Raw genomic sequence first — 22,470 nt, 5'->3', positions numbered from 1 at the left:
GCGTGACGGAGAGCATGATGAGCTTCGAAGGTGATCCCGGGCCGGTCTCTGCCGCCCTGCGCGAACGGCTCGCTCCAGGCGGCGTCCTGCGAGCGGGAATCAACCTCTCCAACTTCCTCCTCGTCTCCGCCCGCTCGGCCGACGGCGGCCCCGTCGGCGTCTCGCCCGACATGGCGGCGGCCATCGCCGGATGCCTCGGGGTGGCGCTGCAACTCGTACCTTACGCCTCGCCGGCCCTGCTGGCTGACGCCGCCGGACGTGACGAATGGGATATCGGCCTGATCGGCGCCGAACCCCAGCGCGCCGAAACCATCGCCTTCACGCCCGCCTATGCGCAGATCGAGGCGACCTATCTCGTGCCCCCCGGCTCGCCCCTGACCGGGATCGGCGCCGTCGATGCCCCCGGGGTGAGGATCGCCGTGACGGGCGGAACCGCCTATGGCCTCTGGCTCGACCGCAACATCCGCCGGGCCGAGATCGTCCGGACCGCCACCATGGACGAGACCTTCGCCGATTTCCGTGACCGCGGGCTCGACGCGCTGGCCGGCCTGCGCATGCGCCTCCTCGACGATGCGAAACGGCTCCCGGGTTCGCGCCTGCTCGAGGGGCGGTTCGTGGCCGTGCAGCAGGCGATCGGCGTTGCGCGCAGGGCTGACGGCCTGACGGACGAGGCCGTCGCCTGGCTCGGCCGTTTTGTGGCGGCGGCGGCGACTTCGGGATTCGTGGCCGAACGCATCCGCCACCATGGCGTGAACGGGCTGAGCGTCGCCTGATGGAGCGGCGGGGCTTGCAGGCATTTGCGCCAGCGCCCAATTTCGAACAGCCGGAACCCGTAGAAGCTTGGCGGGTTGCCGGAGCGGCGACGCCTCGGGCGTCGCGGCGAACAGGAGCGTGATGGTGCAGGACGAGATTTGGGCAAAGCTGGCCGCGCATCGGCATGGCACGCAAGCCCACCCCTTGCGGACCCTCTTCGCCGAGGACGCGACCCGCTTCACCCGGTTCTCGGCCCGCCTCGACGATCTCCTGCTCGACTATTCGAAGACCGCCGTCACGGACGAGACACTGGCGCTCCTCCTGACGCTCGCCGAGACGACGGGTGTAGCCGCACAACGCGATGCGATGTTCGCGGGCGAGGCGATCAACACCACCGAACATCGCGCCGTCCTCCACACAGCCCTTCGCGCGCCCGCCGGCACCCGCGTGCTGCTGGACGGCCGCGACGTCGTGCCGGACGTCCATGCCACATTGGACAGGCTGGCCGCGTTTGCCGACGGCGTGCGTACCGGCACGATCGCCGCCTCCGACGGCGGGGCCTTCACCGACGTGATCAACATCGGCATCGGCGGTTCGGATCTCGGTCCCGCCATGGCGACCCTGGCTCTGGCGCCCTATCATGACGGCCCGCAGCTGCATTACGTCTCCAATGCCGACGGAGCCCATATCGCCGACACACTGGCGAAACTCGATCCCGCGCGAACCCTCTTCATCGTCGCGTCCAAGACCTTCACCACCGTCGAGACCATGACCAATGCCGCCACCGCGCGGCGCTGGATCGCGGCAGCGCTCGGCGAGGACGCGGTCAGCGCCCACTTCGCCGCCGTCTCCACGGCCCTCGGCAAGGTCGCCGCCTTCGGCATTGCTCCAGACCGCGTCTTCGGCTTCTGGGACTGGGTCGGCGGCCGCTACTCGATCTGGTCCGCCATCGGCCTGCCGGTGATGATCGCGGTCGGGCCGGGGAATTTCCGCGCCTTCCTTGCCGGCGCCCATGCGATGGACGAGCATTTCCGCACCGCCCCGCTCGCCCGCAACCTGCCCGTCCTGTTCGGGCTGATCGGCATCTGGCATCGCGACATCTGCGGCTATCAGGCCCGGGCGATCCTGCCTTACGATCAGCGCCTTCTGCGCCTGCCGGCCTATCTCCAGCAGCTCGACATGGAATCGAACGGCAAGCGCGTCCGCAAGGACGGTTCGCCCATCGAGCGACCGAGCGGCCCGCTCGTCTGGGGCGAGCCCGGCACCAATGGCCAGCACGCCTTTTACCAGCTGATCCACCAGGGTACGGACACAATCCCCTGCGAGTTCCTGATTGCTGCGGGAGGGCATGAACCGGAGCTGGTCCATCAGCACCGGCTGCTGCTCGCCAGCTGCCTCGCGCAGAGCGAAGCCTTGATGAAGGGCCGGACCCTGGAAGAGGCGCGCGAGGCACTGGCAAAGCAGGGGCTGCCGTCTGCCGAGGTTGACGCCCTGGCGCCGCACAAGGTCTTCCCCGGCAGCCGCCCCTCCATCACGCTGGCCTATCGCCGGCTCGATCCCTTCACTCTCGGGCGGCTGATCGCGCTCTACGAGCACCGCGTCTTCGTCGAGGCCGCGATCTGGGGTATCAACGCCTTCGATCAATGGGGCGTCGAGCTCGGCAAGGAGCTGGCGACGGCGCTGCTGCCGGTCATCGAAGGCAAAGCGCCCGCCGAGGCCCATGATTCCTCGACCGCCGGCCTTGCGCGCTATCTCACGGCAAGCTCCTGATCAGGCGCGAGGGGCGGAGCATCGACCCCTCCATCGTTGTCGAGCCGCAGCGTCCGGCAGGGGCCGATCCCCTGCGGTGCCCGGTGCGCGATGATGATGAAGGCCGCATCCGGCAGCGCTACCCGCAGTCCCGCCAGCACCTCGCGCTCCGCGACGACATCCAGCGCCGAGGTCGCCTCGTCCAGAACGACCCAGTCCGGCCTGTGCAGATGCAGCCGCGCCAGGGCCAGCCGCTGGCGCTCCCCGCCTGACAGGCCGGTGCGCGTCCGCTGCCATGCCGCCTCGTCCTGCGTCCAGAGCGCAGTAAGCCCGACGGCGGCGAGCGCCTGCCGGTATTGCGCCGCGGTAAACGCCTCCGGCAGCGCCGGATAGGCCAGTGCCGCCTCGAGGCTCCCGAGCGGCAGATAGACCTGCTGCGAAGCGAAGGCGATCGAACCGGCCGGGCGCTCGATGCTGCCCTCGCCATGGCGCCAGAGTCCCGCGAGCGCCTTGACCAGCGTGCTCTTGCCGAAACCGGAGGGCGCCGCGATCCAGCAGCAGTCCCCGGCCCCGATCGCCAGCTCCGGCAGTGGCGCGAGCGGGCGTCCCTCCGGCGTCGACAGGCGCAGGCGATGCGTGCGGAAGGCCGTGCCCTCGGCCATCCGGGGGCCTGCCATGCCGTCTGACGGCGCCGCCTCCGCCGCAGCCAGGAAGTGCCGCAGCCGGCTCGCCGTCGCGGCGAGCTGCGCCAGATCCTTGTAGGAGAAGATGAACCAGGACAGCGTCGTCACGACGTTCTGGAACGCGGAGCGGATCTGCATCAGCCCGCCGAAGGTGAGGCGGCCGGCCAGATAGGCCGGCAGCGCCAGGAACATCGGGATCGTCAGCACGGTCTGGAAATAGGGCCGAGAGAACATGCCGAGGATGACCTCGCGCCGCGCCAGCTGATGCCAGTTGGCCGCCAGGGCCGCGAAACGCCGCGACAGCACGCTGCGCTCCGCCGCCTCGCCCCCCGCCAGCGCCACCGGCTCCACGTTCTCGCGCAGTCGGCTCAGCGCGAAGCGGAAATCGGCCTCGCGGCGCTGCTGCTCGAAATCGAGCCGCTTCAGCGGCGCGCCGAGCCCATGCGTGATCAGCGTGGCGAGGGCGACATAGAGGGGCGCGGCCCAGACCATGTAGCGGGGAATCTCGACGGAGACCCCCGCGACGACGAAGGCCAGCGGAAAGGTCGAGAGCGACCACAGGATCGCGACATAGGACACCAGCCCGACGATCTTGCTGATCAGCTCCAGCGCCTCGTCGGTCAGCTTGTCGACGAAGATGCGGCAATCCTCGGCGATGCGCTGGTCGGGATTGTCGAGACCATCCTCGCTCCTGTCGCGCAGATGCCAGTAGGCTTTGCCGGCAAACCAATGGTCGAGGGCGGCCTGCGTCAGCGCGTGACGCCAGCGGATCTGGAGCTGCCGCCGCAGATAGGTCGAGGCCAGGTGCAGCGCCACCGTGATCGCGGTGAGGCCGAAATAGACCCTGATCTGCGCCAACACGCCGGCCACGTTGAGCGCTTGCAGGGCGTTGTAGAAATCGGCGTTCCAGGCGATCAGCGCGACGCCGACCCGCACCCCGATCAGCCCGAGCACCGCAATGACGATGAACTGCGCGAGGCCGACCAGGCCGCCCGGACCGGAGACGCAGAGCTTCGCCAGCCAGGCGATGTGACGGAGCACGGCCATCGCGGCAACTCAACCCGGCTGCGGCCGTTCGCGGCGCGGCGCCGGCGGCTCCGGCCTGTCGAGCCGAAAGAGGGCCTCGGCGATGCCGGCGATCTCTCCCGGATCATGGGCCTCGTCGCTCGTCGGCAGCAGCACCGCGCTGTCGGCGATGCCGAGGTCGCGCAGCTGGTAGGGCGTGCCGTGCCCGTATTCGAGATGGCCACGCCCGATGATGCCGATGACGAGGTCGTCCGGCGCGCGCGCCAGATGCTCGGCGATGCCGCAGGCGAAGGCCCGGTCCCAGCATTGCTGGGCACGCAGGAAACGGTCGCTCACCGGCGAACCGGCCCCACCGCCCGCCACCGGGCGGACGCCCCCCATCAGCCGCTCGAGATAGGCGCGATAGGCCGCGGTCGCCGGGGCCGCCGGCGTGACGCCGTCGCGCTCCGCGACGGGAATCGCCTCCCAGCCGACCTGCCCGACCCGCGTCACCAGGGGGCGGTGACAGTTGAGCGCCAGCATCCGGATGCGCTGCTGGCGGCAGAAATGGAACAGCGGCAGGTAGAGCGCCGCATCGAAGCCCCAGACCTGTGCCCAGTCGCTGCGCTCCAGAAAGGTGGCGGTGTCCATCAGGCCGTCGACCCAGGCATCCAGCACGCCCTGCACGCGGCGCGGGAACATCTCGAAACCGATCGCCATCTGCGGCCTCAGCATGTGCAGGAAGGCCGCGACATGGAGCTGCCAGCGATGGATCTCGGCGATGTCGTGGGTCTCGCCGAGCAGCACGACGCTGCGCCCCGCCATCGCGCGCAGCAGGGCGCCCTGCTCGAGCACCGCGCCGCTCTGCGGGCACAACCAGGTGCCCCGCGGATGCGCGATCGGGGCCTGTGCCGCCTCAACCATGCGCGGCAGGCTCGCGCACGGACGAAACCCCGGCAAAGGCGGCGGCCGGACCGCGCAGGCTGAGCCCGGTCTCGCGGCCCTCCGCATCGAGCGCCCGGAGCACGAGTTCGGCCTCCGTCTGGTGCCGCGCCCAGCCCGCGACCGCCCCCGCTTGCAGATGCAGATGGAAATCGCCCTGCATGACGTTGACGAAGCCCATCGAGGGCTTCGGCTCGGGCAGGAGCCCGACCCAATGCTGGAACAGCCCCGGCCGCTCGAAATCGATCGCGATCGGCAGAGCATTGGCGAGGATGGCGGCGAAGGTCGCAGCGCCCAGATCCTCCGGCGCGACCTCCTGAGCGCCGCCCGAAGGCGCCTCGCGCACCACCGGCTCGAGCGGCGCACCGGCCGCAAGCGGCGCCAGCGCCGCATCGAACAGTTCGAGCCCTTCGAGGCCGATCAGGCTGAACAGCGTCTCGCCTGCCGCGTCCTGGCATTCGAGCTTGGGCAGGACCTTGTCGCGCATCTTGCCGGAACGGTCGACGACGATGCGCTTGACCACCGCGAGATCGATCACGCTGTCATGGCACTCGCCGGTCAGGCGCGCCTTGTCGGCGTCGATCGTCACGCTGTCGACGGCTCCCATCCGCTCATGGATGGCGCCGTTGAAGCGGGCGCTCAGCATCACCCGCCCCATCGCGGGCAGAAGGGGCAGGATTTCGGCCGGGCTTTGCGACAGGGCTTCGCGCAGGGGCGTCGGGGCGTTCATGCTGTGGGCTCCAAAATGAGGGAGCGACGCTGCGGGTCTCGGGCGCAGCGTCGCGAGGCCGCCGCGTCGGGCGCGGCACGGCAGCCCTGACGGGACAGGCGCTCAGAATTCGACGGAAGCCGCGAGCTTGAAGGTGCGGCCGGGAGCCGTCTGGAGTTCGAGAGGATTGCCGGCCGCGACGGAGACCAGCGACGGCGTCTTCGCATAGGAGCCGCCGACGAGATTGGCGAAATACCGCCTGTCGAAGATGTTCTCGACGCCGCCGCGCAGGGTGACGAAGGAGGTCGGCTTCCAGTTCAGATAGGCGTCGAACACCGAGTAGCCGCCCTGCTTGAAGGTATCCGTCGTGCTCGCCCGGTTGGCGCCGCCGGCGAAGGTACCGATCACCTCCGCCTCCAGCCCGTATTCCGGCATCAGGTATTTGATACCGGTGACGGCCTTGAAGGGATTGACGTCGAAGGGCGTCTTGGCCGCCCCGGCCGTCAGGCGCTGGTCGGCATACTGGTAGCTCAGCGACGCGTTCAGCAGCCAGCGCTCGTGCAGCCGGTACTCCGCCGAGGCCTCGATGCCCGAGATCTGCACCTGCGAGACGTTGCGATAGGTGTAATCGACCGTCCCGGGGACCTGGTAGAGCGACTTGATGAAGTCCTTGTAGCGGGCGTGGAAGACGCCGACCGAGAACCAGCCCTCGGCGAACTGGCCGCGAACGCCCGCCTCATAGGAGCGCACGCTCTCGGGCCGCAGATCGGGATTCGGGATCAGGTTGAAGGTCGTCGAGGGCAGCGAGGTGTAGAGTTGCTCGGCGGTGGGCATCTTGAAGCCCTCGGCATAGCGGCCATAGAGCGAGTAGGTCTCGTTCAGCTTGAAGATCGTTCCGACCTGCGGGATCACCTTCTGCGAGTCGATCTCGCGCGGCGCCTTGCCGGGCACGACGACATAGCCGGCCCCGAGCCTGGGATCGATATTGTAGGTCGCGTAGCGGATGCCGGGCGTGATCGTCCAGCGGCCGGACATCAGCTCGATCTCGTCCTGGAGATAGATGTCGGCCCGCGTGGTCGTGGCATTGGCGAAGTTGAAGCCCCCCGCCACCGTGGTGGTCAGCACATTCGTCGCGAGATTGCGGACGTCGTCCTGGCGCTTGTAGTCGGTGCGGGTGATGTCGCCCTGGAAGCCATAGGTCAGGCGGTGGAAGCTAGGCCCCAGCGCGAAGCTCGACTTCGCCTGGATGTCGAGCTGCGAGAACTGCTCCTGGTAGTCATGCAGACCGCGGGTGAAGCGCTGCTGGCCATTGGCGGGCGTCTGCAGGCGGTTGCTGACGAAGGTGCGGCTCTGCGGCGAGTAGGAGGCCTGCCAGCGCACGGAATCGAGGAAGCTCGCCCCGACATCCCACTCATGCTCCAGCGCGATCCGCGTGCGGGACTTCACCTGGTTGCGGATATAGGCGCCGTTGCGAATGCCGCTGCTGACGACATTGTAGTCGTGCAGCTGGTTCACGGTCGAATCGCTGTCATAGTATTCGCCGGTCAGCTTGAAGGTGTGGTCTCCGCTCGGCTTGAAGACGAGCTTGCCGAAGGCGTTCCAGACCGTCGTGTCGAGCGGGTTCAGCTGGTTACAGGCGAGGAAAAGGCTGCTCGGCACGGGGCAGCCCCAGCGCCCGCCATCGGCGCGCGCCTTGGTCAGCTTCGCCTCGTGCCCGGTCTTCTGGCTGACGCCTAAGATGCCCTCCAGCAGCGGCGAGAACCGGAAGGCGGCGATGCCCGTCTTCACGAAGGAGCGGTCGAGGCTGTCATAGGCGCTGTTCAGCCTGACCGCATAAGGCTTGTCCCTACCCTTGAGCAGGTCCTGCGGATCGAGCGTGCGATAGGCCACGATGCCGCCGAGCGCATCCGCGCCCCACAGCACCGAGCCGGGTCCGCGCACGATCTCGACATTCTTGAGGAAGGGCAGATCGACGAAGTCGCGGTTGCCATCGGTGACGCGCTCGATCACGCGCGCCCCGTCCACCTGCATCTGGACACGGTTGCCGCCGACGCCGCGGATGGTGAAGCCGCCGAAATTGGCGAAGGGGTCGGTGCTCGTCGTCTGGCGGTTGACGCTGATGCCGGGCTGATAACGGATCAGGTCCTGCGTATCGCGCGTGATGCGCTGGTCGAGCTCCTGGCGGGAGATGATGCTGACCGTACCGGGCACGTCGAGCGCCTGCTTCTCGCCACGGGTCGCCGTGACGGTGATCTGATCGAGCTCGATCGCGGCAGGCCGCGTCGCCTCGGCGGCCGATTGCGCGCGGCCGGCATTCGGGAAGCAGACAAAAACCAGCAAAGCTGATCCGTAAAGCAGATTTGAATTTCTATACATTGCAAAACCCCAGTCCCATTCGGAACTGTCTATGACGAGTTGCAATAGACTCTCAACTTAAAAGTCTCTCTGAAATGAACTATATAAATCGTCTCTTTCTAGACGGAGGCCGATATACCTCTCAATTCAAATCTGACCGGAGATTGCATTCATTCAATTTCCGACATCATATCGATTTCTAATTTTTCGCATTGCAGCATGCAGTCGGCTGACGGGTCCACAGCTCGGACGTCTCAGCGATCCCGCTTGACGCGGACGGACCAGCGTCCTCTGTCGCGACGAAGGCAGGCGGAGGACCGGGCGGCCCGGCAGGGCTGCGCTTCGGGCCGGGCGGGACGGGTTGGCGATGACGGATGCGAGAACCGCCTGCGAAGGCGCCACAGGCCGAGGGACGGTCGACGACCCGCGCTCGCTGCGGCGGCGGGAGGACGCACGCTTCCTCACCGGGCGCGGCGACTATCTCGGCGATCGCGCCCCGGACGGCGACCTCGCCGCCGTCATGCTTCGCTCGCCTCATGCCCATGCCTGCATCCGCGCGATCGACGGCGCCGCCGCGGCGAGCCTGCCCGGCGTGCACGGCGTCTACACCGCCGCGGATCTCGACGGCCTCGGCCCGCTGCCAACCTCCATCGTCGTCGCCACCGTCGAGCCGCTGATCGTGCCGCCGCGCTGGCCGCTGGCCCGCGATGTCGTCCGCCATGTCGGCGAACCCGTCGCCTTCGTCGTCGCCGACACCGAGGCGCTGGCCCGCGAGGCCTGCGAGCACATCAGCATCACCTACGACATCCTGCCGGCGGTCACCGATCTGCGCGGCGCGACCGATGGGCAGGCGCCGCAGCTCTGGCCGCAGGCCCCGGGCAACATCGCCTTCCGTTTCCGCCGCGGCGATCCCGCCGCCGTCGAGCGCGCCTTCGCAAAGGCCGCCCATGTCGTGAGCTGCGACCTGGTCAACAACCGCATCGTGGCGGCGGCTCTCGAACCGCGCATCGCCATCGGCCGTTATGACGCCGGCGCGGACCGCTACCACCTCGAGATCAGCGGCGCCTCGGTCCACGACATCCGCCGTGAACTCGCGCAAGGCGTCTTCGGCCTGCCGCTCGACCGCATCCGCGTCTCGACGCCCGATGTCGGCGGCGGCTTCGGCATGAAGAACGTCACCTACCCCGAATATGCGCTGGTGCTCTGGGCCGCGCGACGGCTCGGCCGGCCGGTGCGCTGGAGCGCCGAGCGCATCGAGGAGTTCACCGGCGGCGCCCATGCCCGCGACAATCTCAGCACCGCGCGGCTGGCGCTCGACAGGCGCGGGCGCTTCCTTGCGCTCGATGTCGAGACGATCGCCAATCTCGGCGCCTATGTCTCCTCGCTCGGCCCCGGCAGCGGAACCAACGCCCCCGCCGCCGCGATGGGCGGGCTCTACGACATCCCCGCCATGGCGATGGATGTCCGCGGCGTCTTCACCAACACGGCCCCGATCGACGCCTATCGCGGCGCCGGCAAACCCGAGGCGAATTATCTGATCGAGCGGCTGGTTGAGGCCACCGCCCATAAGCTGCGCATCGATCCGGCAGAACTGCGCCGGCGCAACTTCATCCGCAGCTTCCCCTATCGCCGTCCCGCCTTCGGCATGGTGATCGACAGCGGCAGCTTTCCGGAGAACCTCGAACGGGCGCTGGCGGCGGCCGACCGCGCGGGCTTCGCAGCACGCAAGCGCGCCGCCCGAAAGCGCGGCAAGCTGCGCGGCTTCGGCATCGGCTGCTTCCTCGAAACCTCGCGTGGCCGCCCTGACGAGGAGGCCTGGCTGCGGGTCGGGCAGGAGGGCGCCATCGCCATGGCGGTCGGCACCCATTCCAACGGCCAGGGCCACGAGACCAGCTTCGCCCAGCTCGCTGCCGCCCGGCTCGGCCTGCCGGTCGAGCGCTTCACCCTCGTCCAGGGCGACACGGAATCGGTTCCGCGCGGCGGCGGCCATGGCGGCGCGCGCTCGCTCCATCTCGGCGGAACGGCGCTGGTGATGGCGGCCGACGATCTAGTTGTGAAGGCGAGGCCCCTCGCCGCGCAGCTGCTGCAGGTCGCGGCCGACAGCCTCTCCTTCGCGGAAGGCCGGTTCCGCAGCGAGCCGGCGGCGGACGGCCTGCCGCGCGAGATCGACCTCTTCGCCATCTCGGCCCATCTCGCCGAGAACGGCGGAGCACCGCTGGAAGGCCATGGCGACAACCGCTGCGACGTCTTCACCTTCCCCAATGGGGCGCAGGTGGCGGAGGTCGAGATCGATCCGGAGACCGGCGCCGTCGCGATCGAACGCTATGTCGCGGTCGACGACTACGGGACGCTGATCAACCCGCTGCTGGCGGAGGGGCAGGTCCATGGCGGTCTGGCGCAGGGCATCGGCCAGGCGCTGATGGAGGAAGCGCTTTATGATCCCAGCTCCGGCCAGCTCCTGAGCGCGACCTTCATGGACTATGCCGTGCCGCGCGCCGCCGACCTTCCCGCCTTCGATCTGGAGATGGTCGAGGTCCCGACGCGCGCCAACCCGCTCGGCGTCAAGGGCGCCGGCCAGGCTGGCTGCATCGGCGCGCCGCAGACGGTGATCCACGCGATCCTCGACGCGCTGCGCCCGCTCGGCGTGACGCATCTCGACATGCCCGCCACGCCGGCGAGGGTCTGGCGCGCCATCCGGGATGCGCAGGCGGCGAAGCCTTAGGCCATCACCAGCCCGCCATCGACATGCAGCGTCTGGCCGGTGACGAAGCCGCTCCAGTCGGAGGCGAGGAACAGCACCGGCCCGGTGACGTCCTCGGGCGTCGCGATCCGCCCCAGCGGCGTCTGGGCGATCAGCATCTCCCGCACCGCCTCGGGCGTCCGCGCGCTCGCATCGGTCGGCCAGACCAGGCCCGGCGCGACGCAGTTGACCCGGATCCCGAGCGGGCCGAGCTCCGTCGCGAGGTTACGGCTGAAGCCGATCAGCGCCGCCTTGGCGGTGGTGTAGTCGTGATAGGCGATGCTCGGCCGCGCCACGAGGTCGGTCGCCATGTTGACGATGGCACCGCGCCCGCGTCGGCGCATCAGCGGCAGGGCCGCCTGGCAGACATTGTAGGTCGCCCTCAGCGCGCCATCGACCTGCGTCTGGTAGGCCGACCAGGGCGTCTCCCAGAAGCGCGCGCGATGGTCGGGGTCGAAGACATAGGGCGCAAACGCGTTGTTGACGACGGCATCGAGCCGGCCCGCCTCCTCCGCGATCCGCGCCAGCATCCCCGCGACCGCCTCCGGATCGGTGACGTCGGCGGCGATCGCCACCGCCTGCCCGCCCGCCGCCCGGCAGGCCTCGACCACGGCCTCGGCGGCGGCCTCGCTGCTGCGGTAGTTGACGAACACCAGCCCGCCCTCCGCAGCGAAGGCCCTGGCGATGGCCGCGCCAATGCCCCGGCTCGCGCCCGTCACGAGAATGGTCCTGTCGCGGAAGGTCACGATGTCTGTCTGCCCAGCGTTCGAAAGGCTCGCGCGAGAACCACCACGTCATCCCGGGCGACCGAAGGGAGACCCGGGATCCATGCCTGAAGCGTTCCGGAATGGGTCCCGGGTCTGCGCTGCGCTCCGCCCGGGACGACGACGCGTTCAAGGGGAGATAGAGCCCTCACGGGATCAGATCCGTCTTCACCACCTGGCTCATGTCGATCGGCTTTGCGATCAGCCCGAGCCGGTGGAAGGTGTCGGCGCCCTTCTGCAGCAGCTCCGGATCGAAATGGCCGAGGCCCTTCGCCTGCGTCGTCGGCGACACCGTCGAGATGTTGCGCAGCTTGATGATCTCGAGATTGAGCGCCTCGTCGCGGCCATTGATCGCGCGCGTCACGGCGAGCTTCGCCGCCTCCTCGGGGTTCGCGATCATCCAGGCGGCGCTGTCGCGATAGGCGGCGAGGAAGCGCTTCAGCAGCGGCTTCTTGGCCGCATAGGTCGCCTGCGTCACCACGAAGATGTCGCTCGGCAGGTTGAGATGGTCCTTGACCTCGATGACGTCGACCTCCGGCAGGCCCTTCATTTTCGCGACCAGCAGGCCGGTATCGGTCGCGGCCGTGGCGTCGACCTGCCCCTGGATCAGCGGCGCGAAGTTGAGCAGGCCGGTGACCTCAACCGTGACGTCCTTCTCGGTGAGCCCGACCTGGTGAAGCAGCACCTGCAGGTTCTGCCGCGTGCCGCTGGAGAGCGAATAGACGCCGATGCGCTTGCCTTTCAGGTCGGCCGCCGTACGGATACCCTTGGTCTTGGGCGCGACCACGTTGAAGACGTTCTGCGGATAGATGTTGTAGATCGCGACCAGCTTCTCGCCCTTGTCGAGCGCCAGATAAAGCGCCGCCGGATCGGTGAAGGCGATGTCGGCCTGGCCCGACAGCATGTTCTGGATCGCCGAGCCGCCGCCGGTGCCGGGCAAATAGCCGAGGTCGATCCCCTTGGCCTTGAAGAAGCCCTTGTCCGGCTCGGCCAGCAGATTGGTGATCTCGCTGATCGGCTGGCTCCAGCCCGCGACCGTGACCTTGTCGAGCGGCTGGGCGTGGGCAATCGAGAGGCCGAGCAAGCTTGCCAATGCCGCGATCACCAGCCTCCCCGTCATCCTGGGCGCCCGCAGGGCGTCCCGGGATCCATCATAGGGCGCCGTCACCACCCTATGATGGATCCCGGCCCTCCGCTTCGCTCCGGCCAGGATGACGAGCCCCTTCCGGAGGAGATGCGAGAGGTCGAACCGACCCTTGGCAATCATGACTTACCCTTTCAGATGGTGGCGCAGCAGCAGCCGCTCGAGGAGGAGCGCCGCCTGGTAGAAGGCCATGCCGAGCAGCGTGATGACGATGAAGAGCGCGAACATCAGGCTCGAATCCATCACGCTCTGGGCGGCGATGATCGAGGCGCCGAGCCCCGCCCGGCCGCCGATGAACTCGCCGACGACGGCGCCGACCAGCGCCAGCACGACCGCGACCCGGAACCCCGCGAGGATCACCGGAAGCGCACCCGGCAGCTTCAGCCGCAGCAGCGTCTGCAGGCGGCTCGCGCCCAGCATGCGGAACAGCTCGCGCCGTCCGGAATCGACCTGAGACAGGCCGGTCAGCGTGTTTTCCATCAGCGGGAAGAAGCAGATCAGCGCCGTGATCACGATGGTCGGCGTCAGGCCGAAGCCGAACCAGACGATGAAGAGCGGACCAAGCGCGAGCTTCGGCACGACCTGGCTCGCGACGATGTAGGGGTGGAGCAGCCGGCGCAGCACAGGGGCCTCCGCCAGCAGGATGCCTGTCGCCAGCCCGACCGCGCAGCCCAGCGCCAGCCCGAGCGTCATTTCGGTCGCGGTCACCGCAAGGTGCGGCAGCAGACGCCCGCTGGCGATTTCGCTCCACAGCGTGGCGAAGACGGAAGACGGCGCCGGCACGATCAGGGCCGGAACCCGGCCGAGACGGCACCACGCCTCCCAGCCGGCGAGCAGGGCGACGAGCAGGAGCGCCGAGGCCAGCCGTTCTCTCATGGCGCGGCATCCATCGCCTGACGCAGCTCGCGGCAGAGCGCGTTGAAGGCCGGGCCATAGCGCTGCTCGCGCGAGCGCGGCCGCGGCAGGTCGATGGCGAGGTCGTGGTGCAGCCGCCCGCCAGCCATGATCGCGACGCGGTCGGCGAGATAGACCGCCTCGCCGATGTCGTGGGTGACGAAGAGCACCGTCGTGGCATGGTGCGCGCAGAGCGCCAGCAGATCGTCCTGCAGCTCCTCCCGCGTGAGCGCGTCGAGCGCCGCGAAGGGCTCGTCCAGCAGCAGCAGGGCGGGCTGCGTGATCAGCGCCCGCGCCACCGCGACCCGGCTCTGCTGCCCGCCCGAGAGCTGGGCGGGATGCCGGGCCGCGAAGGCCGACAGGCCCACCCGGTCGAGCAAAGCGCGCGCCGTCTCGCGATCCGTCTCGCCCACGCTGCGCTTCAGCGAGAGCGGCAGCAGGACATTGTCGAGAACGCTGAGCCAGTCGAGCAGCGTCGGCTGCTGGAAGACGAAGCCGATCCGCGGCCCCGGCCCGTCGAGCGCCACGCCGTCGATCCGCACCACGCCCCGCCGGGGCGCCAGCAGCCCGGCCGCCAGCTTGAGCAGGGTCGTCTTGCCGCTGCCGCTGCGCCCGACCAGGCAATGGAACTCACCGCGCGGGATCGCCCAGTCGACGCCGTCGACGATGGCCTCTGCGCCATAGCCGAAATCGACCGCCTCGAGGGCGACGAAGGCGTCCGCGTGGGCTTCAGTCGACATAATCGGCGAAGCCGTCGGCGGCGCGTTCGGCCGATTGCTCGATCTCGGTCAGCCGGACGAGATCGAGCAGGTTGAAGCGCCCGTCATTGTGCCAGCCGGCCTCGGGCGCCGCCATCGCCCCGAAGCCGCAGATGCGGGTGACGCCCGCGTCCCCCAGCAGCGCCGCGATGCGGAACAGCTCGCGCGGCGAGGCTGCCACCGCCGCGGTCTGCAGATAGGCGCGGGCGGGCGCGATGAGCGGCGGCACCGCATCGAGGCTGTCGACGGCAACGATCTTGAGCGTGCGGTTGAGCGCGCTCGGCGCGAGCGGCTCAGCCGCCTCGCTCCAGACCACGCTCCAGCCATCGCCGGCCTCGCCCAGCACCACGGTCCTGTCCTCGTCGAAGACGCGCATCTCCTCGCGGCTGCGCCAGGCGGCGATGCCGGCCGCCTCCGCCACCGAAAGCGCGCGGCGCGGATGGCGCGGGCTCAGCGCGCCGAGTTCCTGCGAGACGCGCTCGGCGAATTCGCGCGGCGAGACCGCCCCGCCCCGCGCGACGAACAGCATCTGCGGCGAGTAGCAGCCCTGCTGCTCCCAGCGCGCCACATCCTGCGCCACGAGCCGCGCCAGCGGCCCGGCCCGACGCGTGTCGAGCGCCTCGGCACCGATCAGCCCGAAGCCGATCCTGTGCCCATGCGGGAGGAAGCGCGCCGTCAACGGCACCCGCTCGCGGATCGCCGCCAGCGCGTCATTGCCGCCATAGGCGACGATCGTGTCGGCCTCATTCAGCCAGGCGCTCTCGGCAGCGTCGTCGCCGCCCTTCCACCAGACCACCGCCAGGCATTCGCCGAGCTTCGGATCGATCTCGGCGAGGATCTGCGCGAACCAGCCCGCCAGCAGCGGCTCGGCGCTCGCGACCTTGCCGACCGTGCCGGCCTTGACCAGGAGCCCGCAGATCAGGCTCCAGAGCGACAGCCCCGGCACGTTCCCCGCCCAGATATGGAGCAGGAGCTGCGGGCCCTGGGCGCGCGTGAAACCGCCCTTCATTGCCGGCTGGAAGCCGTCGAGCACGGCCGGATTGGCGAAATCCTCAGTGAGGAAGCGCTGCAGCTGCGGCGCACGGAAGCTGCGCAGATAGCCGGAGAGGCCGAGGCGGACGCTCTCGCGGTCATAGCCGGTCACGATCGGCAGCACGGCCTCCGCCCGCCGCCGCCAGGGATCGTCCCGGTCGAGCAGCCGGGCGATGGCGGCGTCCAGCGTCGCGACGATCTGCGCGACCGGCAGCGTCCGCAGATAGGTCCGCGCCTGCTCGCGCACATGGCTGGCGAGCGCGCCGGCCTGCGCCGTGGTCAGCTCCGGCACCCGCACCTGCACGTGCTCGCCCCAGGCGCTGAAATCCAGCGTCCGCCAGGTGACCTCGCCGGCCGGCAGCCCCGGCAGATGCCCCGCGGTCTCGATCACCGCCTCAGCCCCGCGCCGCCCGCAGGAATTCCTCGACCGCCACCGAACAGCCCTTGGAATCGGCGCCGTCGACGCGGCCGAGCAACCGGAAGCCGCCCTCGACCATCACGCCGGCATCCTCCGTCAGGATCGCGGAGGCACAGTTGAAATGGGCGAGGTCGTGATGGACCAGCACGCCGGTCGTTCCCTCCGGCAGGTCGCGCCCGCTGACCGGATCGACGACACGGCTGCGAATCCAGTGCGGGCCGGACTTCACCGGTGGGCAGACCGCATTGCCGTCATCGTAGAACTGCGTGCTGAGCTCGGTCATGCCGTACATGTTGATGCAGGCCTCGCGCGGCACGCCGAGCGCCGCCGAGAGCGCGTCATAGAAGGCGTCCGGCGTCATCTCGCGCGACTGGCCCTTGAAGCCGCCGGTATCGAGGATGCGGCTGCCTGCGGGCAGCGCGAAGCGCCGCCCCTGCGCCGCCAGCGCATCGAGCAGATGCACGAAGCTGAAGCTCGCGCCGAGCAGCGCATAGGGCTCGCCCGAGGCCTGCGCCCGCTCCAGCGCCGCGATCAGCCGCGGCAGGTCGAGCCCGTCTGCACCGATGAAGCCTTCGCTGTCAGGCGTCCCACATTCCTGCTTCGCCAGAGCCAGGTAATGCGCCAGCGAGGAATTCGGCATCGCCACCTCGTCGGGGAAGAGGATGCCCATGGCCATGCGCTCCCGCCCGGCCATGAAGCGACGGCGGAAATTCACCAGCATCGAGCGGTTCCAGACGGCCATCGTCGGGTGGTGGCTCTTGCCCCGCACCCCGCTTTGCGTCGTGCCGCTGGTCATGAAGATGCGCTCGGCGGCTTCCGGCGGGGTGCAGCTCAGTGTCAGGGTCTTGAAGGCGCTGATCGGCACGGCCGGGATGTCGCGCCAGCTGCGGACGGTGAGCGTCGTGCGCCCGCGCTGGATCGCGAAGCGCCGATAGGGCGCGTTATGGGCGAACTGATGGGCGAAGACGGCCAGCGCCATGCGCTCGAATTCCGCCTCCGACGCCCCGTCCTGGTCGATGAAGGCCAGCAGGGCCTCGATGATCTCGCTCTGCGTCACGTCCGCTCGCGCCTTCCTGCAAGGCCCGTCCCCCGGCGACATGCCGAGCGTGGCCCGAAATTCGGAATGACGGCGCGAGCCTGGAAAAAGGGCGCAGGAATACCGCCCGATGTCCCGCATCCCTACGCCGGCATGACCCGGATCAGGTTCGGAGGGTCACCGCGCTGTTGAACCGAAGTCCGACCGGCGGAATCTCAGCCTCCTCGCGAGGCACCCCTTGGAACAGCGGCCACCATGATCGCGGGCCCGCCCCGCTGTCAAGGAAGCGTCATGGCGACGTCCGCTGGCCCGATAGCCGAAACAATCGCCTGCCGGCGAGCGTTACCTCGGGCACAAGGAAATCAGGAGACGGATGATGGACAGGTCACGCGAAACCCCTGCGCTCGAGATCCCCGACGAGGGCGAGCGGTTGGCCGAGGCTGGCGGCGTTCCGGCGACCGGCCAGGTCAGCCTGCGCACCAACGTCCATGATGCGGGCAGCGGCGCCAACGAGACCATCGACGGCCTCGATGCGACGAGCGAAGCCACCCGCCATGCGGCAGAAGACATCCCGACGGGACAGCGCCCGGAAGGGCCGATCGACTCCGTCCCGGTCTTCGATCGCGCCGGCCTGCCGCCGAAGGTCTGATGGACCGAGGCCGGGACTCCCGCTCCTGCCGGTCACTCGGCTGCGGGGGCTGCCCCCGCTTCCGGCGCCGGACGCCATGCCGCGAGCGCCGCCCGCCCCGCCGCAGTCAACGCATAGACGCCACGGCCCGTTGTCTCGAACCAGCCATAGACGTTCCGGTGCAGGATCTTCTGCGCATCCGGGCAGGTCGGCTTGAGGTCGCGCGGCCGTTGCGGCCCCTCTGCCATCGCCGCCGCGCAGGCCAGGGCCTGCTGGCGATAGGCGGTCATCACCGGCCGGCGCGTGCCGCCGCCGACGACGGGATCGCCCTGACGGCGCTTGTGTTCATCGACGAGACGAGAGCGCCGTCGCGGGTCCTTGCGTGGCGTCGGCGCAACCGGAGACACGAGCACATCGACCTCGCCGGATGAGGCCACACCCAAAAGCCCGAGACCGAGACGGCGACAGAGATTGCGGTAGCGCGGATCGCTCTCGCGGCCCTTGCCCCGGGCCGACAGCCGCGCCGCCAGCCAGACCTCGTCGCCGATGCTCAGGCGGTCGACGCCCTGCAGGATCAGCTCGAGATTGAAGGTCAGCTTGAGCTCGCCGATCACCACGACGGTCGGATCGCCCGCCCGCACCCCGACGAGATCGCAAGGCCCGACCTCGCCCTTGACGGTGTAGCCCAGCCCCTCGAGGAAGGCCTTGACCGGCAGGTAGAGCGACGTTTCCACGGGGACCTCAAACAACCGTCATGCAGCCGGGGCGGTGGAAGAGCCGCCGAGACCGCAGCACCATCTGCCCTGCGGAGGCTTCAGCGCGAGAGCTCGCGGCCAGCGAAGGTGCGGCGACTCGCCTGAGGTATCCTGGGAAATCCTTCGGCGGCGGGGAAGTGGCGAACAGGGAGGGATTGTCCAATCTTCCTAGAGAGATCAATAAATTCAATAGCTTGAGAGCTGCAAACTTTGATCGCGTGTACCACTCCTGTGACCTATCGTCCAGCGGACTCGGGCGGGTTCACAGGGCTCGCACTCAACGCCGGTTGAACTCGTAGACTGTGAATAAGCGCCAACGATTGACCCCACGTATTCTGCCTTTAACCCGCTGACATGGATGGCCTATCACCGTTCAGGGAGGGGTCACGATCGGCGCCGATCGTGACCTCCCTCTCAATGACGATAACCTTTTTGATTGAATGACTTAAACGCCACCTGCGGTAGGGTCGCGCCTCAATGCTGAACCACGGGGAGGAAACGAGATGGACTTCAAGCCGCCATTCACGGGCATTCACGCGATCGTCTATGCGTTGTTCGATGCGCAGGAGCGGCTGAACCGCGAGGCGATGCGCAAGCAGGTCGAGATCTGTCTTGGGCTCGGCGTCCACGGGATGGCGGCTCTCGGGCTGGCGACCGAAGTCTCGAAGCTCGGCGTAACCGAGCGGCGAATGGTGATGGAATGGGTCGCCGAGGATACCGACGGGCGCGTGCCACTGGCCTTCACGATCTTCGGTTCGTCGGTCGCAGAGCAGGTTGAGCAGGTCCGCGCGGCCGAGGCGGTGGGGGCCGACTGGGTGATCCTGCAGCCACCGATGGTCGGAAGCTTCGGCGCGGCAGAGTACATCCGCTTCTTCGGGCGCGTCACCGAGGCGACGTCGCTGCCGGTCGCCATCCAAAACGCGCCGGCCTATATGGGGCGCGGCCTCTCCGCCGATGACATTCGCGAATTGGTGGCGCAGCATCCGAATATCTGCCTCGTCAAGGGCGAGGGTTCGGTCGTGGAGATCCGGCATCTGATCGAGGCGACGGATGGGCAACTGCCGGTCATGAACGGCCGCGGCGGCCTCGAACTGATCGATAATTTTCGTGCCGGTTGCGCCGGGATGATCCTCGCCCCCGATACGATCGACTATGCACTGGCCGCGCATGCGCGGCTCAACGCCGGTAACGAGGAGAGCGCCGAAGCCGCCTATCGCGAGATGCTGGCGACGACGGTCTTCATCATGCAGTCCCTTGAAAGCCTGATCTGCTACGGCAAGCGCCTGTTCGGCGCGCGCGCCGGCATCGAGATCCATGACCGGGCGCCGGCGCTGCGCCCCACTGCGTTCGGCCTCGACCTCGTCCAGCGCCATGCCGCGCGTCTCGGGCCCTATCAAGTCCTCGGCTAATCGGATAGCGGGCGAGCCAGGTGTCGTGAGCGGATCGGGTGAACTCCTGCGCCTCGCGCTCCCTCAGCGAACGCGGGCCGACTTTCAGGTTGGCACAGCGCTTCTCGAAGGCGACGAGCACCTCCGCCTGCTTGAACTTGGCCTTGCACGGATCTCGGGTTCCGAGGCTCTGCTTCTCCTCGGTCTTGCCGAGCAGGGCGCGGAACTCGCCCGGGGTGCCCTTGCGAAACCAGCAGATGCCGGTCTTGGGATGCTTCCAGGGGCGCGACATTGCGAGAGCCATTGTCAACCACCCGTGTGTACCACTCGGGCGGCTGCAAGCCACTGATTTTCAGAACTCTTAGTGGATCAGTCCCTTAGCGGGATGATGGCGGACAGGGAGGGATTTGAACCCCCGATACCCTTGCGGGTATGCCGCATTTCGAGTGCGGTGCATTCAACCACTCTGCCACCTGTCCGCGGTCGCCTTCGGTCGAAGCGGGCTGGTTACTACACGCGGCGTTCGGCCAAAACAAGCCTTCGCTCGCACGCCGGCCGCATTCTGTCCCGCGTCGTCTTTGCAGCGTCGCATTCGGCAGGGTTCGCGACGCTTTCGCTTGACCTCTGCGACCCCAGCGACTATCGAGCCTCGTCCGGCGTGGGGAAACCCGCGCCCGATCTCTTTTAGCCCCTTGGTTTCGCCCCGCGCGAGCAGAGAGCCTTCAAGAGCGAACCCTGACCCGTAACGACTGCCAAAAAGCCGTCCCGCATGTGCCTCGTCGAGGCCGTGACAGGGCGGGGCCGAACATGGAGGATAAAATGTTCGCAGTCATCAAGACCGGCGGAAAACAGTTCCGCGTAACCGCCAACGATCGCATCACCACCGCCAAGATCGAAGGCAACCCGGGCGACACCGTCGCCTTCGACACCGTGCTGATGCTCACCGACGGCGAGAAGACCACGCTCGACGCCAAGGCCCTCTCCGAGATCACGGTTGCCGCCGAGATCGTCGAGCAGGCTCGCGGCGACAAGGTCATCGCCTTCAAGAAGCGTCGCCGCCAGAATTCCAAGCGCAAGCGCGGCTTCCGCGCCGAGCTGACGATCATCCGCATCACCGACATTCTCACCGGCGGCAAGAAGCCGGAGATGAAGAAGGGCGAGGCTTCGGCCGTCGCGCTTCAGGCCGGCGCTGCCGAGGCCAAGGCCAAGCCGGCCGCGAAGGCTCCCAAGGCCGCCAAGGCCGAGGCCGGTGCGCTGGACGCCTCCAACCTCTCGCTGATCTCGGGCGTCGGCCCGACCATCGAGAAGAAGCTGCGCGCCGCCGGCATCACCTCCTGGAACGACATCGCCGCCTGGACCGAGGCCGACGTCGCCAAGTGGGACGAGGAGCTCAAGCTCCGCGGCCGCGCCACCCGCGAGGAATGGGTCGAGCAGGCCAAGGAACTCCTGGCCGGCAAGCCCCCGCGGGCCAAGGCCGACCAGGCCGAGCTGGCTTCCGGCGAGGACTACTGACGCCACCCGTCAGGTCGACTTCGCTTTCGCTTCCCGGACCGGCTGGCTTTTGCCGCCGATTCGGGTTAGAGAACACACATCAGTTTTGAGGTAGGGCGTTATGGCTCACAAAAAGGCAGGCGGCTCGTCCCGCAACGGTCGCGACTCGGCAGGCAGGCGCCTGGGCGTCAAGAAGTTCGGCGACCAGTCCGTGATTCCGGGCAACATCATCATTCGGCAGCGTGGGACCACCTGGCATCCCGGCGCCAATGTCGGCATGGGCAAAGACCATACCCTTTTTGCCACGACGACGGGTCGCGTCCGATTCACGACCAAACTCGGCCGAGCTTTCGTGAACGTAGTCCCGGCCCAAGAGGCCGCAGAATAAGACGGCGGATAGGGACTTCTCCGATCCGCCGGTTCCATCGAACCGGAACGGATCAGGGGTCCAGCCCTCTACGGGTCACCCAAGGTCAGCGAAAGGGAGGTGGGACAAAATCCCAGCTCCCTTTTTCGTTTGCGCCGACGGAGAGACTCAGATGTTCCCCGAATTGACCCGCGACGATGTCTTCCGGCTCGAGACCCGCCGTCTCTGGCTGCGCTGGCCGCGCATGGCGGACGCTTCCGCCATCCTGCGTCAGGCCGGGGAGAAAGCCGTGGCCGAGATGACGGCCTCGATCCCGCATCCCTACCCGGTCGATGCGGTCGAGCCCTTCATCTTCGCCATGCGCAAGGGCAATGCGCTCGGCGAGCATCTGGTGCTGGCGATCACGCCGCGCTCGAAGCCCAACGAGCTGATCGGCATGATCGGTGCGCACAGGCAGGCCACGGGCGTGCCCTTCATCGGCTACTGGCTGGGCACCGGTCATTGGGGCAAGGGGCTGGCGACGGAGGCCACCCAGGCGCTGATCGACACTGTGTTCTCGCTGAGCGAGATCAAGGCGATCGAGGCCGATGCGCGGGTCATCAACCCGGCCTCCAAGCGCGTGCTGGAGAAGTCGGGCTTCCGAGCCGAGGGCTCGTTCCTGAAGTCTCTGCCGGCCCGCGGCGGACTCTTCCCCTGCGAGCAGTACCGGCTCGACCGCTCGACCTGGGCGGCCCTGAAGAACTGGGGCACGAGCGGCTGGACCCATGCGCCAGAGATCGAGCCCTCCGTCGCCGTCGACACGCCGGGCGAACCCTGCCCGGCGTGAGCGTCCCACGTCATTCCTGGGCGGCGCTTTGCG

The 22,470-nt window shown here is 68.4% G+C and carries 19 protein-coding genes, 1 tRNA gene, 1 pseudogene and 1 riboswitch; of the genes and pseudogenes, 8 read left to right on the top strand and 13 right to left on the bottom strand.

Going from position 1 to position 22,470, the window contains the following annotated elements; translation table 11 throughout:
* Window positions 1-17 precede the first annotated feature (17 nt).
* Together SJY11_RS05355 and pgi are read left to right on the top strand one after the other, a co-directional pair.
* Window positions 18-773 (top strand): transporter substrate-binding domain-containing protein, encoded by a 756-nt coding sequence (locus SJY11_RS05355; RefSeq protein WP_376985422.1) that lies wholly within the window; start codon window positions 18-20, stop codon window positions 771-773.
* Window positions 774-894: 121 nt separating this feature from the next.
* Window positions 895-2,523, top strand: a complete 1,629-nt coding sequence (gene pgi, locus SJY11_RS05350) for a glucose-6-phosphate isomerase (RefSeq protein ID WP_376985419.1) — start codon at window positions 895-897, stop codon at window positions 2,521-2,523.
* Here the strand turns inward: pgi and SJY11_RS05345 are convergent.
* From SJY11_RS05345 to SJY11_RS05330, 4 genes are all read right to left on the bottom strand, one after another.
* Window positions 2,502-4,232 (bottom strand): ABC transporter ATP-binding protein/permease, encoded by a 1,731-nt coding sequence (locus SJY11_RS05345; protein WP_376985417.1) that lies wholly within the window; start codon window positions 4,230-4,232, stop codon window positions 2,502-2,504. The genes pgi and SJY11_RS05345 overlap by 22 nt on opposite strands.
* A 9-nt stretch (window positions 4,233-4,241) precedes the next feature.
* Complete coding sequence (locus SJY11_RS05340; protein ID WP_376985415.1) at window positions 4,242-5,114, bottom strand: ChaN family lipoprotein; 873 nt, start codon at window positions 5,112-5,114, stop codon at window positions 4,242-4,244.
* Window positions 5,107-5,862: a hypothetical protein gene (locus SJY11_RS05335; RefSeq protein WP_376985414.1), complete on the bottom strand. Its 756-nt coding sequence runs from the start codon at window positions 5,860-5,862 to the stop codon at window positions 5,107-5,109. The genes SJY11_RS05340 and SJY11_RS05335 overlap by 8 nt, the downstream gene beginning before the upstream one ends.
* Window positions 5,863-5,964: 102 nt before the next feature.
* The gene (locus SJY11_RS05330) at window positions 5,965-8,181 is read right to left on the bottom strand and encodes a TonB-dependent hemoglobin/transferrin/lactoferrin family receptor (RefSeq protein ID WP_376985413.1); all 2,217 of its coding nucleotides are present in this window, start codon (window positions 8,179-8,181) and stop codon (window positions 5,965-5,967) included.
* Window positions 8,182-8,563: 382 nt separating this feature from the next.
* Here SJY11_RS05330 and SJY11_RS05325 point away from each other — a divergent pair, with 382 nt between their 5' ends.
* Window positions 8,564-10,918, top strand: coding sequence for a xanthine dehydrogenase family protein molybdopterin-binding subunit (locus SJY11_RS05325; RefSeq protein WP_376985412.1), 2,355 nt, complete (start codon window positions 8,564-8,566; stop codon window positions 10,916-10,918).
* Here SJY11_RS05325 and SJY11_RS05320 read toward each other — a convergent pair.
* The 6 genes from SJY11_RS05320 to SJY11_RS05295 all read right to left on the bottom strand — a co-directional run bounded on the left by SJY11_RS05320 (window position 10,915) and on the right by SJY11_RS05295 (window position 17,003).
* Window positions 10,915-11,682: a 3-oxoacyl-ACP reductase gene (locus SJY11_RS05320; RefSeq protein ID WP_376985410.1), complete on the bottom strand. Its 768-nt coding sequence runs from the start codon at window positions 11,680-11,682 to the stop codon at window positions 10,915-10,917. The two genes, SJY11_RS05325 and SJY11_RS05320, sit on opposite strands and share 4 nt — an antisense overlap.
* Before the next feature lie 166 nt (window positions 11,683-11,848).
* On the bottom strand, window positions 11,849-12,820 hold the full coding sequence (locus tag SJY11_RS05315; protein ID WP_376985409.1) for an ABC transporter substrate-binding protein: 972 nt from the start codon (window positions 12,818-12,820) through the stop codon (window positions 11,849-11,851).
* Window positions 12,821-12,970: 150 nt separating this feature from the next.
* Window positions 12,971-13,720, bottom strand: a complete 750-nt coding sequence (locus SJY11_RS05310; protein WP_376985407.1) for an ABC transporter permease — start codon at window positions 13,718-13,720, stop codon at window positions 12,971-12,973.
* Window positions 13,717-14,478 (bottom strand): ABC transporter ATP-binding protein, encoded by a 762-nt coding sequence (locus SJY11_RS05305; RefSeq protein ID WP_376985405.1) that lies wholly within the window; start codon window positions 14,476-14,478, stop codon window positions 13,717-13,719. Before SJY11_RS05305 ends, SJY11_RS05310 begins: the two co-directional genes overlap by 4 nt.
* A complete protein-coding gene (locus tag SJY11_RS05300; RefSeq protein ID WP_376985403.1) occupies window positions 14,468-15,919 on the bottom strand; it encodes an acyl-CoA reductase in 1,452 nt (483 codons plus the stop codon). The genes SJY11_RS05305 and SJY11_RS05300 overlap by 11 nt, the downstream gene beginning before the upstream one ends.
* A 4-nt stretch (window positions 15,920-15,923) precedes the next feature.
* Window positions 15,924-17,003, bottom strand: coding sequence for a LuxE/PaaK family acyltransferase (locus SJY11_RS05295; protein ID WP_376985400.1), 1,080 nt, complete (start codon window positions 17,001-17,003; stop codon window positions 15,924-15,926).
* Window positions 17,004-17,105: 102 nt separating this feature from the next.
* Window positions 17,106-17,231, bottom strand: a riboswitch (TPP riboswitch).
* A 127-nt stretch (window positions 17,232-17,358) separates the two neighbouring features.
* Here SJY11_RS05295 and SJY11_RS05290 point away from each other — a divergent pair.
* On the top strand, window positions 17,359-17,631 hold the full coding sequence (locus SJY11_RS05290) for a hypothetical protein (RefSeq protein ID WP_376985398.1): 273 nt from the start codon (window positions 17,359-17,361) through the stop codon (window positions 17,629-17,631).
* A 32-nt stretch (window positions 17,632-17,663) separates the two neighbouring features.
* Here the strand turns inward: SJY11_RS05290 and SJY11_RS05285 are convergent, their stop codons facing one another.
* Window positions 17,664-18,344 carry a DUF2161 family putative PD-(D/E)XK-type phosphodiesterase gene (locus SJY11_RS05285; RefSeq protein WP_376985396.1) on the bottom strand — a complete coding sequence of 227 codons (681 nt, stop codon included), beginning with the start codon at window positions 18,342-18,344 and terminating at the stop codon, window positions 17,664-17,666.
* Between the two features lie 524 nt (window positions 18,345-18,868).
* Between SJY11_RS05285 and SJY11_RS05280 the strand changes: the two genes are divergently transcribed.
* Window positions 18,869-19,774 (top strand): dihydrodipicolinate synthase family protein, encoded by a 906-nt coding sequence (locus tag SJY11_RS05280; RefSeq protein WP_376985394.1) that lies wholly within the window; start codon window positions 18,869-18,871, stop codon window positions 19,772-19,774.
* 103 nt (window positions 19,775-19,877) lie between these two features.
* On the opposite strand, the pseudogene SJY11_RS05275 reads toward SJY11_RS05280, so the two are convergent.
* Both SJY11_RS05275 and SJY11_RS05270 read right to left on the bottom strand, forming a co-directional pair.
* Window positions 19,878-20,045 (bottom strand): annotated as a pseudogene (locus SJY11_RS05275) (DUF6538 domain-containing protein); the annotation flags it as partial.
* A 97-nt stretch (window positions 20,046-20,142) separates the two neighbouring features.
* Window positions 20,143-20,232: transfer RNA gene (locus tag SJY11_RS05270), tRNA-Ser, on the bottom strand.
* A gap of 340 nt (window positions 20,233-20,572) precedes the next feature.
* Here SJY11_RS05270 and rplU point away from each other — a divergent pair.
* The 3 genes from rplU to SJY11_RS05255 all read left to right on the top strand — a co-directional run bounded on the left by rplU (window position 20,573) and on the right by SJY11_RS05255 (window position 22,437).
* Window positions 20,573-21,265 carry a 50S ribosomal protein L21 gene (gene rplU, locus SJY11_RS05265; RefSeq protein ID WP_376985392.1) on the top strand — a complete coding sequence of 231 codons (693 nt, stop codon included), beginning with the start codon at window positions 20,573-20,575 and terminating at the stop codon, window positions 21,263-21,265.
* Between the two features lie 100 nt (window positions 21,266-21,365).
* Complete coding sequence (gene rpmA, locus SJY11_RS05260; RefSeq protein WP_305680153.1) at window positions 21,366-21,632, top strand: 50S ribosomal protein L27; 267 nt, start codon at window positions 21,366-21,368, stop codon at window positions 21,630-21,632.
* Window positions 21,633-21,783: 151 nt separating this feature from the next.
* Window positions 21,784-22,437, top strand: a complete 654-nt coding sequence (locus SJY11_RS05255) for a GNAT family N-acetyltransferase (RefSeq protein WP_376985390.1) — start codon at window positions 21,784-21,786, stop codon at window positions 22,435-22,437.
* The last annotated feature ends 33 nt before the right edge of the window (window positions 22,438-22,470 follow it).

It is taken from the genome of Allobosea sp. R86505, assembly GCF_042466375.1.
Lineage (GTDB): Bacteria > Pseudomonadota > Alphaproteobacteria > Rhizobiales > Beijerinckiaceae > Allobosea.
This window is presented reverse-complemented; position numbering and strand designations above follow the sequence as displayed.

Bases quoted from the DNA above. Each gene is read 5' to 3' on its own strand.
- SJY11_RS05355 (WP_376985422.1), top strand. From the start codon at position 18: ATGAGCTTCGAAGGTGATCCCGGGCCGGTCTCTGCCGCCCTGCGCGAA.
- pgi (WP_376985419.1), top strand. From the start codon at position 895: ATGGTGCAGGACGAGATTTGGGCAAAGCTGGCCGCGCATCGGCATGGC.
- SJY11_RS05345 (WP_376985417.1), bottom strand. From the start codon at position 4,232: ATGGCCGTGCTCCGTCACATCGCCTGGCTGGCGAAGCTCTGCGTCTCC.
- SJY11_RS05340 (WP_376985415.1), bottom strand. From the start codon at position 5,114: ATGGTTGAGGCGGCACAGGCCCCGATCGCGCATCCGCGGGGCACCTGG.
- SJY11_RS05335 (WP_376985414.1), bottom strand. From the start codon at position 5,862: ATGAACGCCCCGACGCCCCTGCGCGAAGCCCTGTCGCAAAGCCCGGCC.
- SJY11_RS05325 (WP_376985412.1), top strand. From the start codon at position 8,564: ATGACGGATGCGAGAACCGCCTGCGAAGGCGCCACAGGCCGAGGGACG.
- SJY11_RS05315 (WP_376985409.1), bottom strand. From the start codon at position 12,820: ATGACGGGGAGGCTGGTGATCGCGGCATTGGCAAGCTTGCTCGGCCTC.
- SJY11_RS05310 (WP_376985407.1), bottom strand. From the start codon at position 13,720: ATGAGAGAACGGCTGGCCTCGGCGCTCCTGCTCGTCGCCCTGCTCGCC.
- SJY11_RS05305 (WP_376985405.1), bottom strand. From the start codon at position 14,478: ATGTCGACTGAAGCCCACGCGGACGCCTTCGTCGCCCTCGAGGCGGTC.
- SJY11_RS05290 (WP_376985398.1), top strand. From the start codon at position 17,359: ATGGACAGGTCACGCGAAACCCCTGCGCTCGAGATCCCCGACGAGGGC.
- SJY11_RS05280 (WP_376985394.1), top strand. From the start codon at position 18,869: ATGGACTTCAAGCCGCCATTCACGGGCATTCACGCGATCGTCTATGCG.
- rplU (WP_376985392.1), top strand. From the start codon at position 20,573: ATGTTCGCAGTCATCAAGACCGGCGGAAAACAGTTCCGCGTAACCGCC.
- rpmA (WP_305680153.1), top strand. From the start codon at position 21,366: ATGGCTCACAAAAAGGCAGGCGGCTCGTCCCGCAACGGTCGCGACTCG.
- SJY11_RS05255 (WP_376985390.1), top strand. From the start codon at position 21,784: ATGTTCCCCGAATTGACCCGCGACGATGTCTTCCGGCTCGAGACCCGC.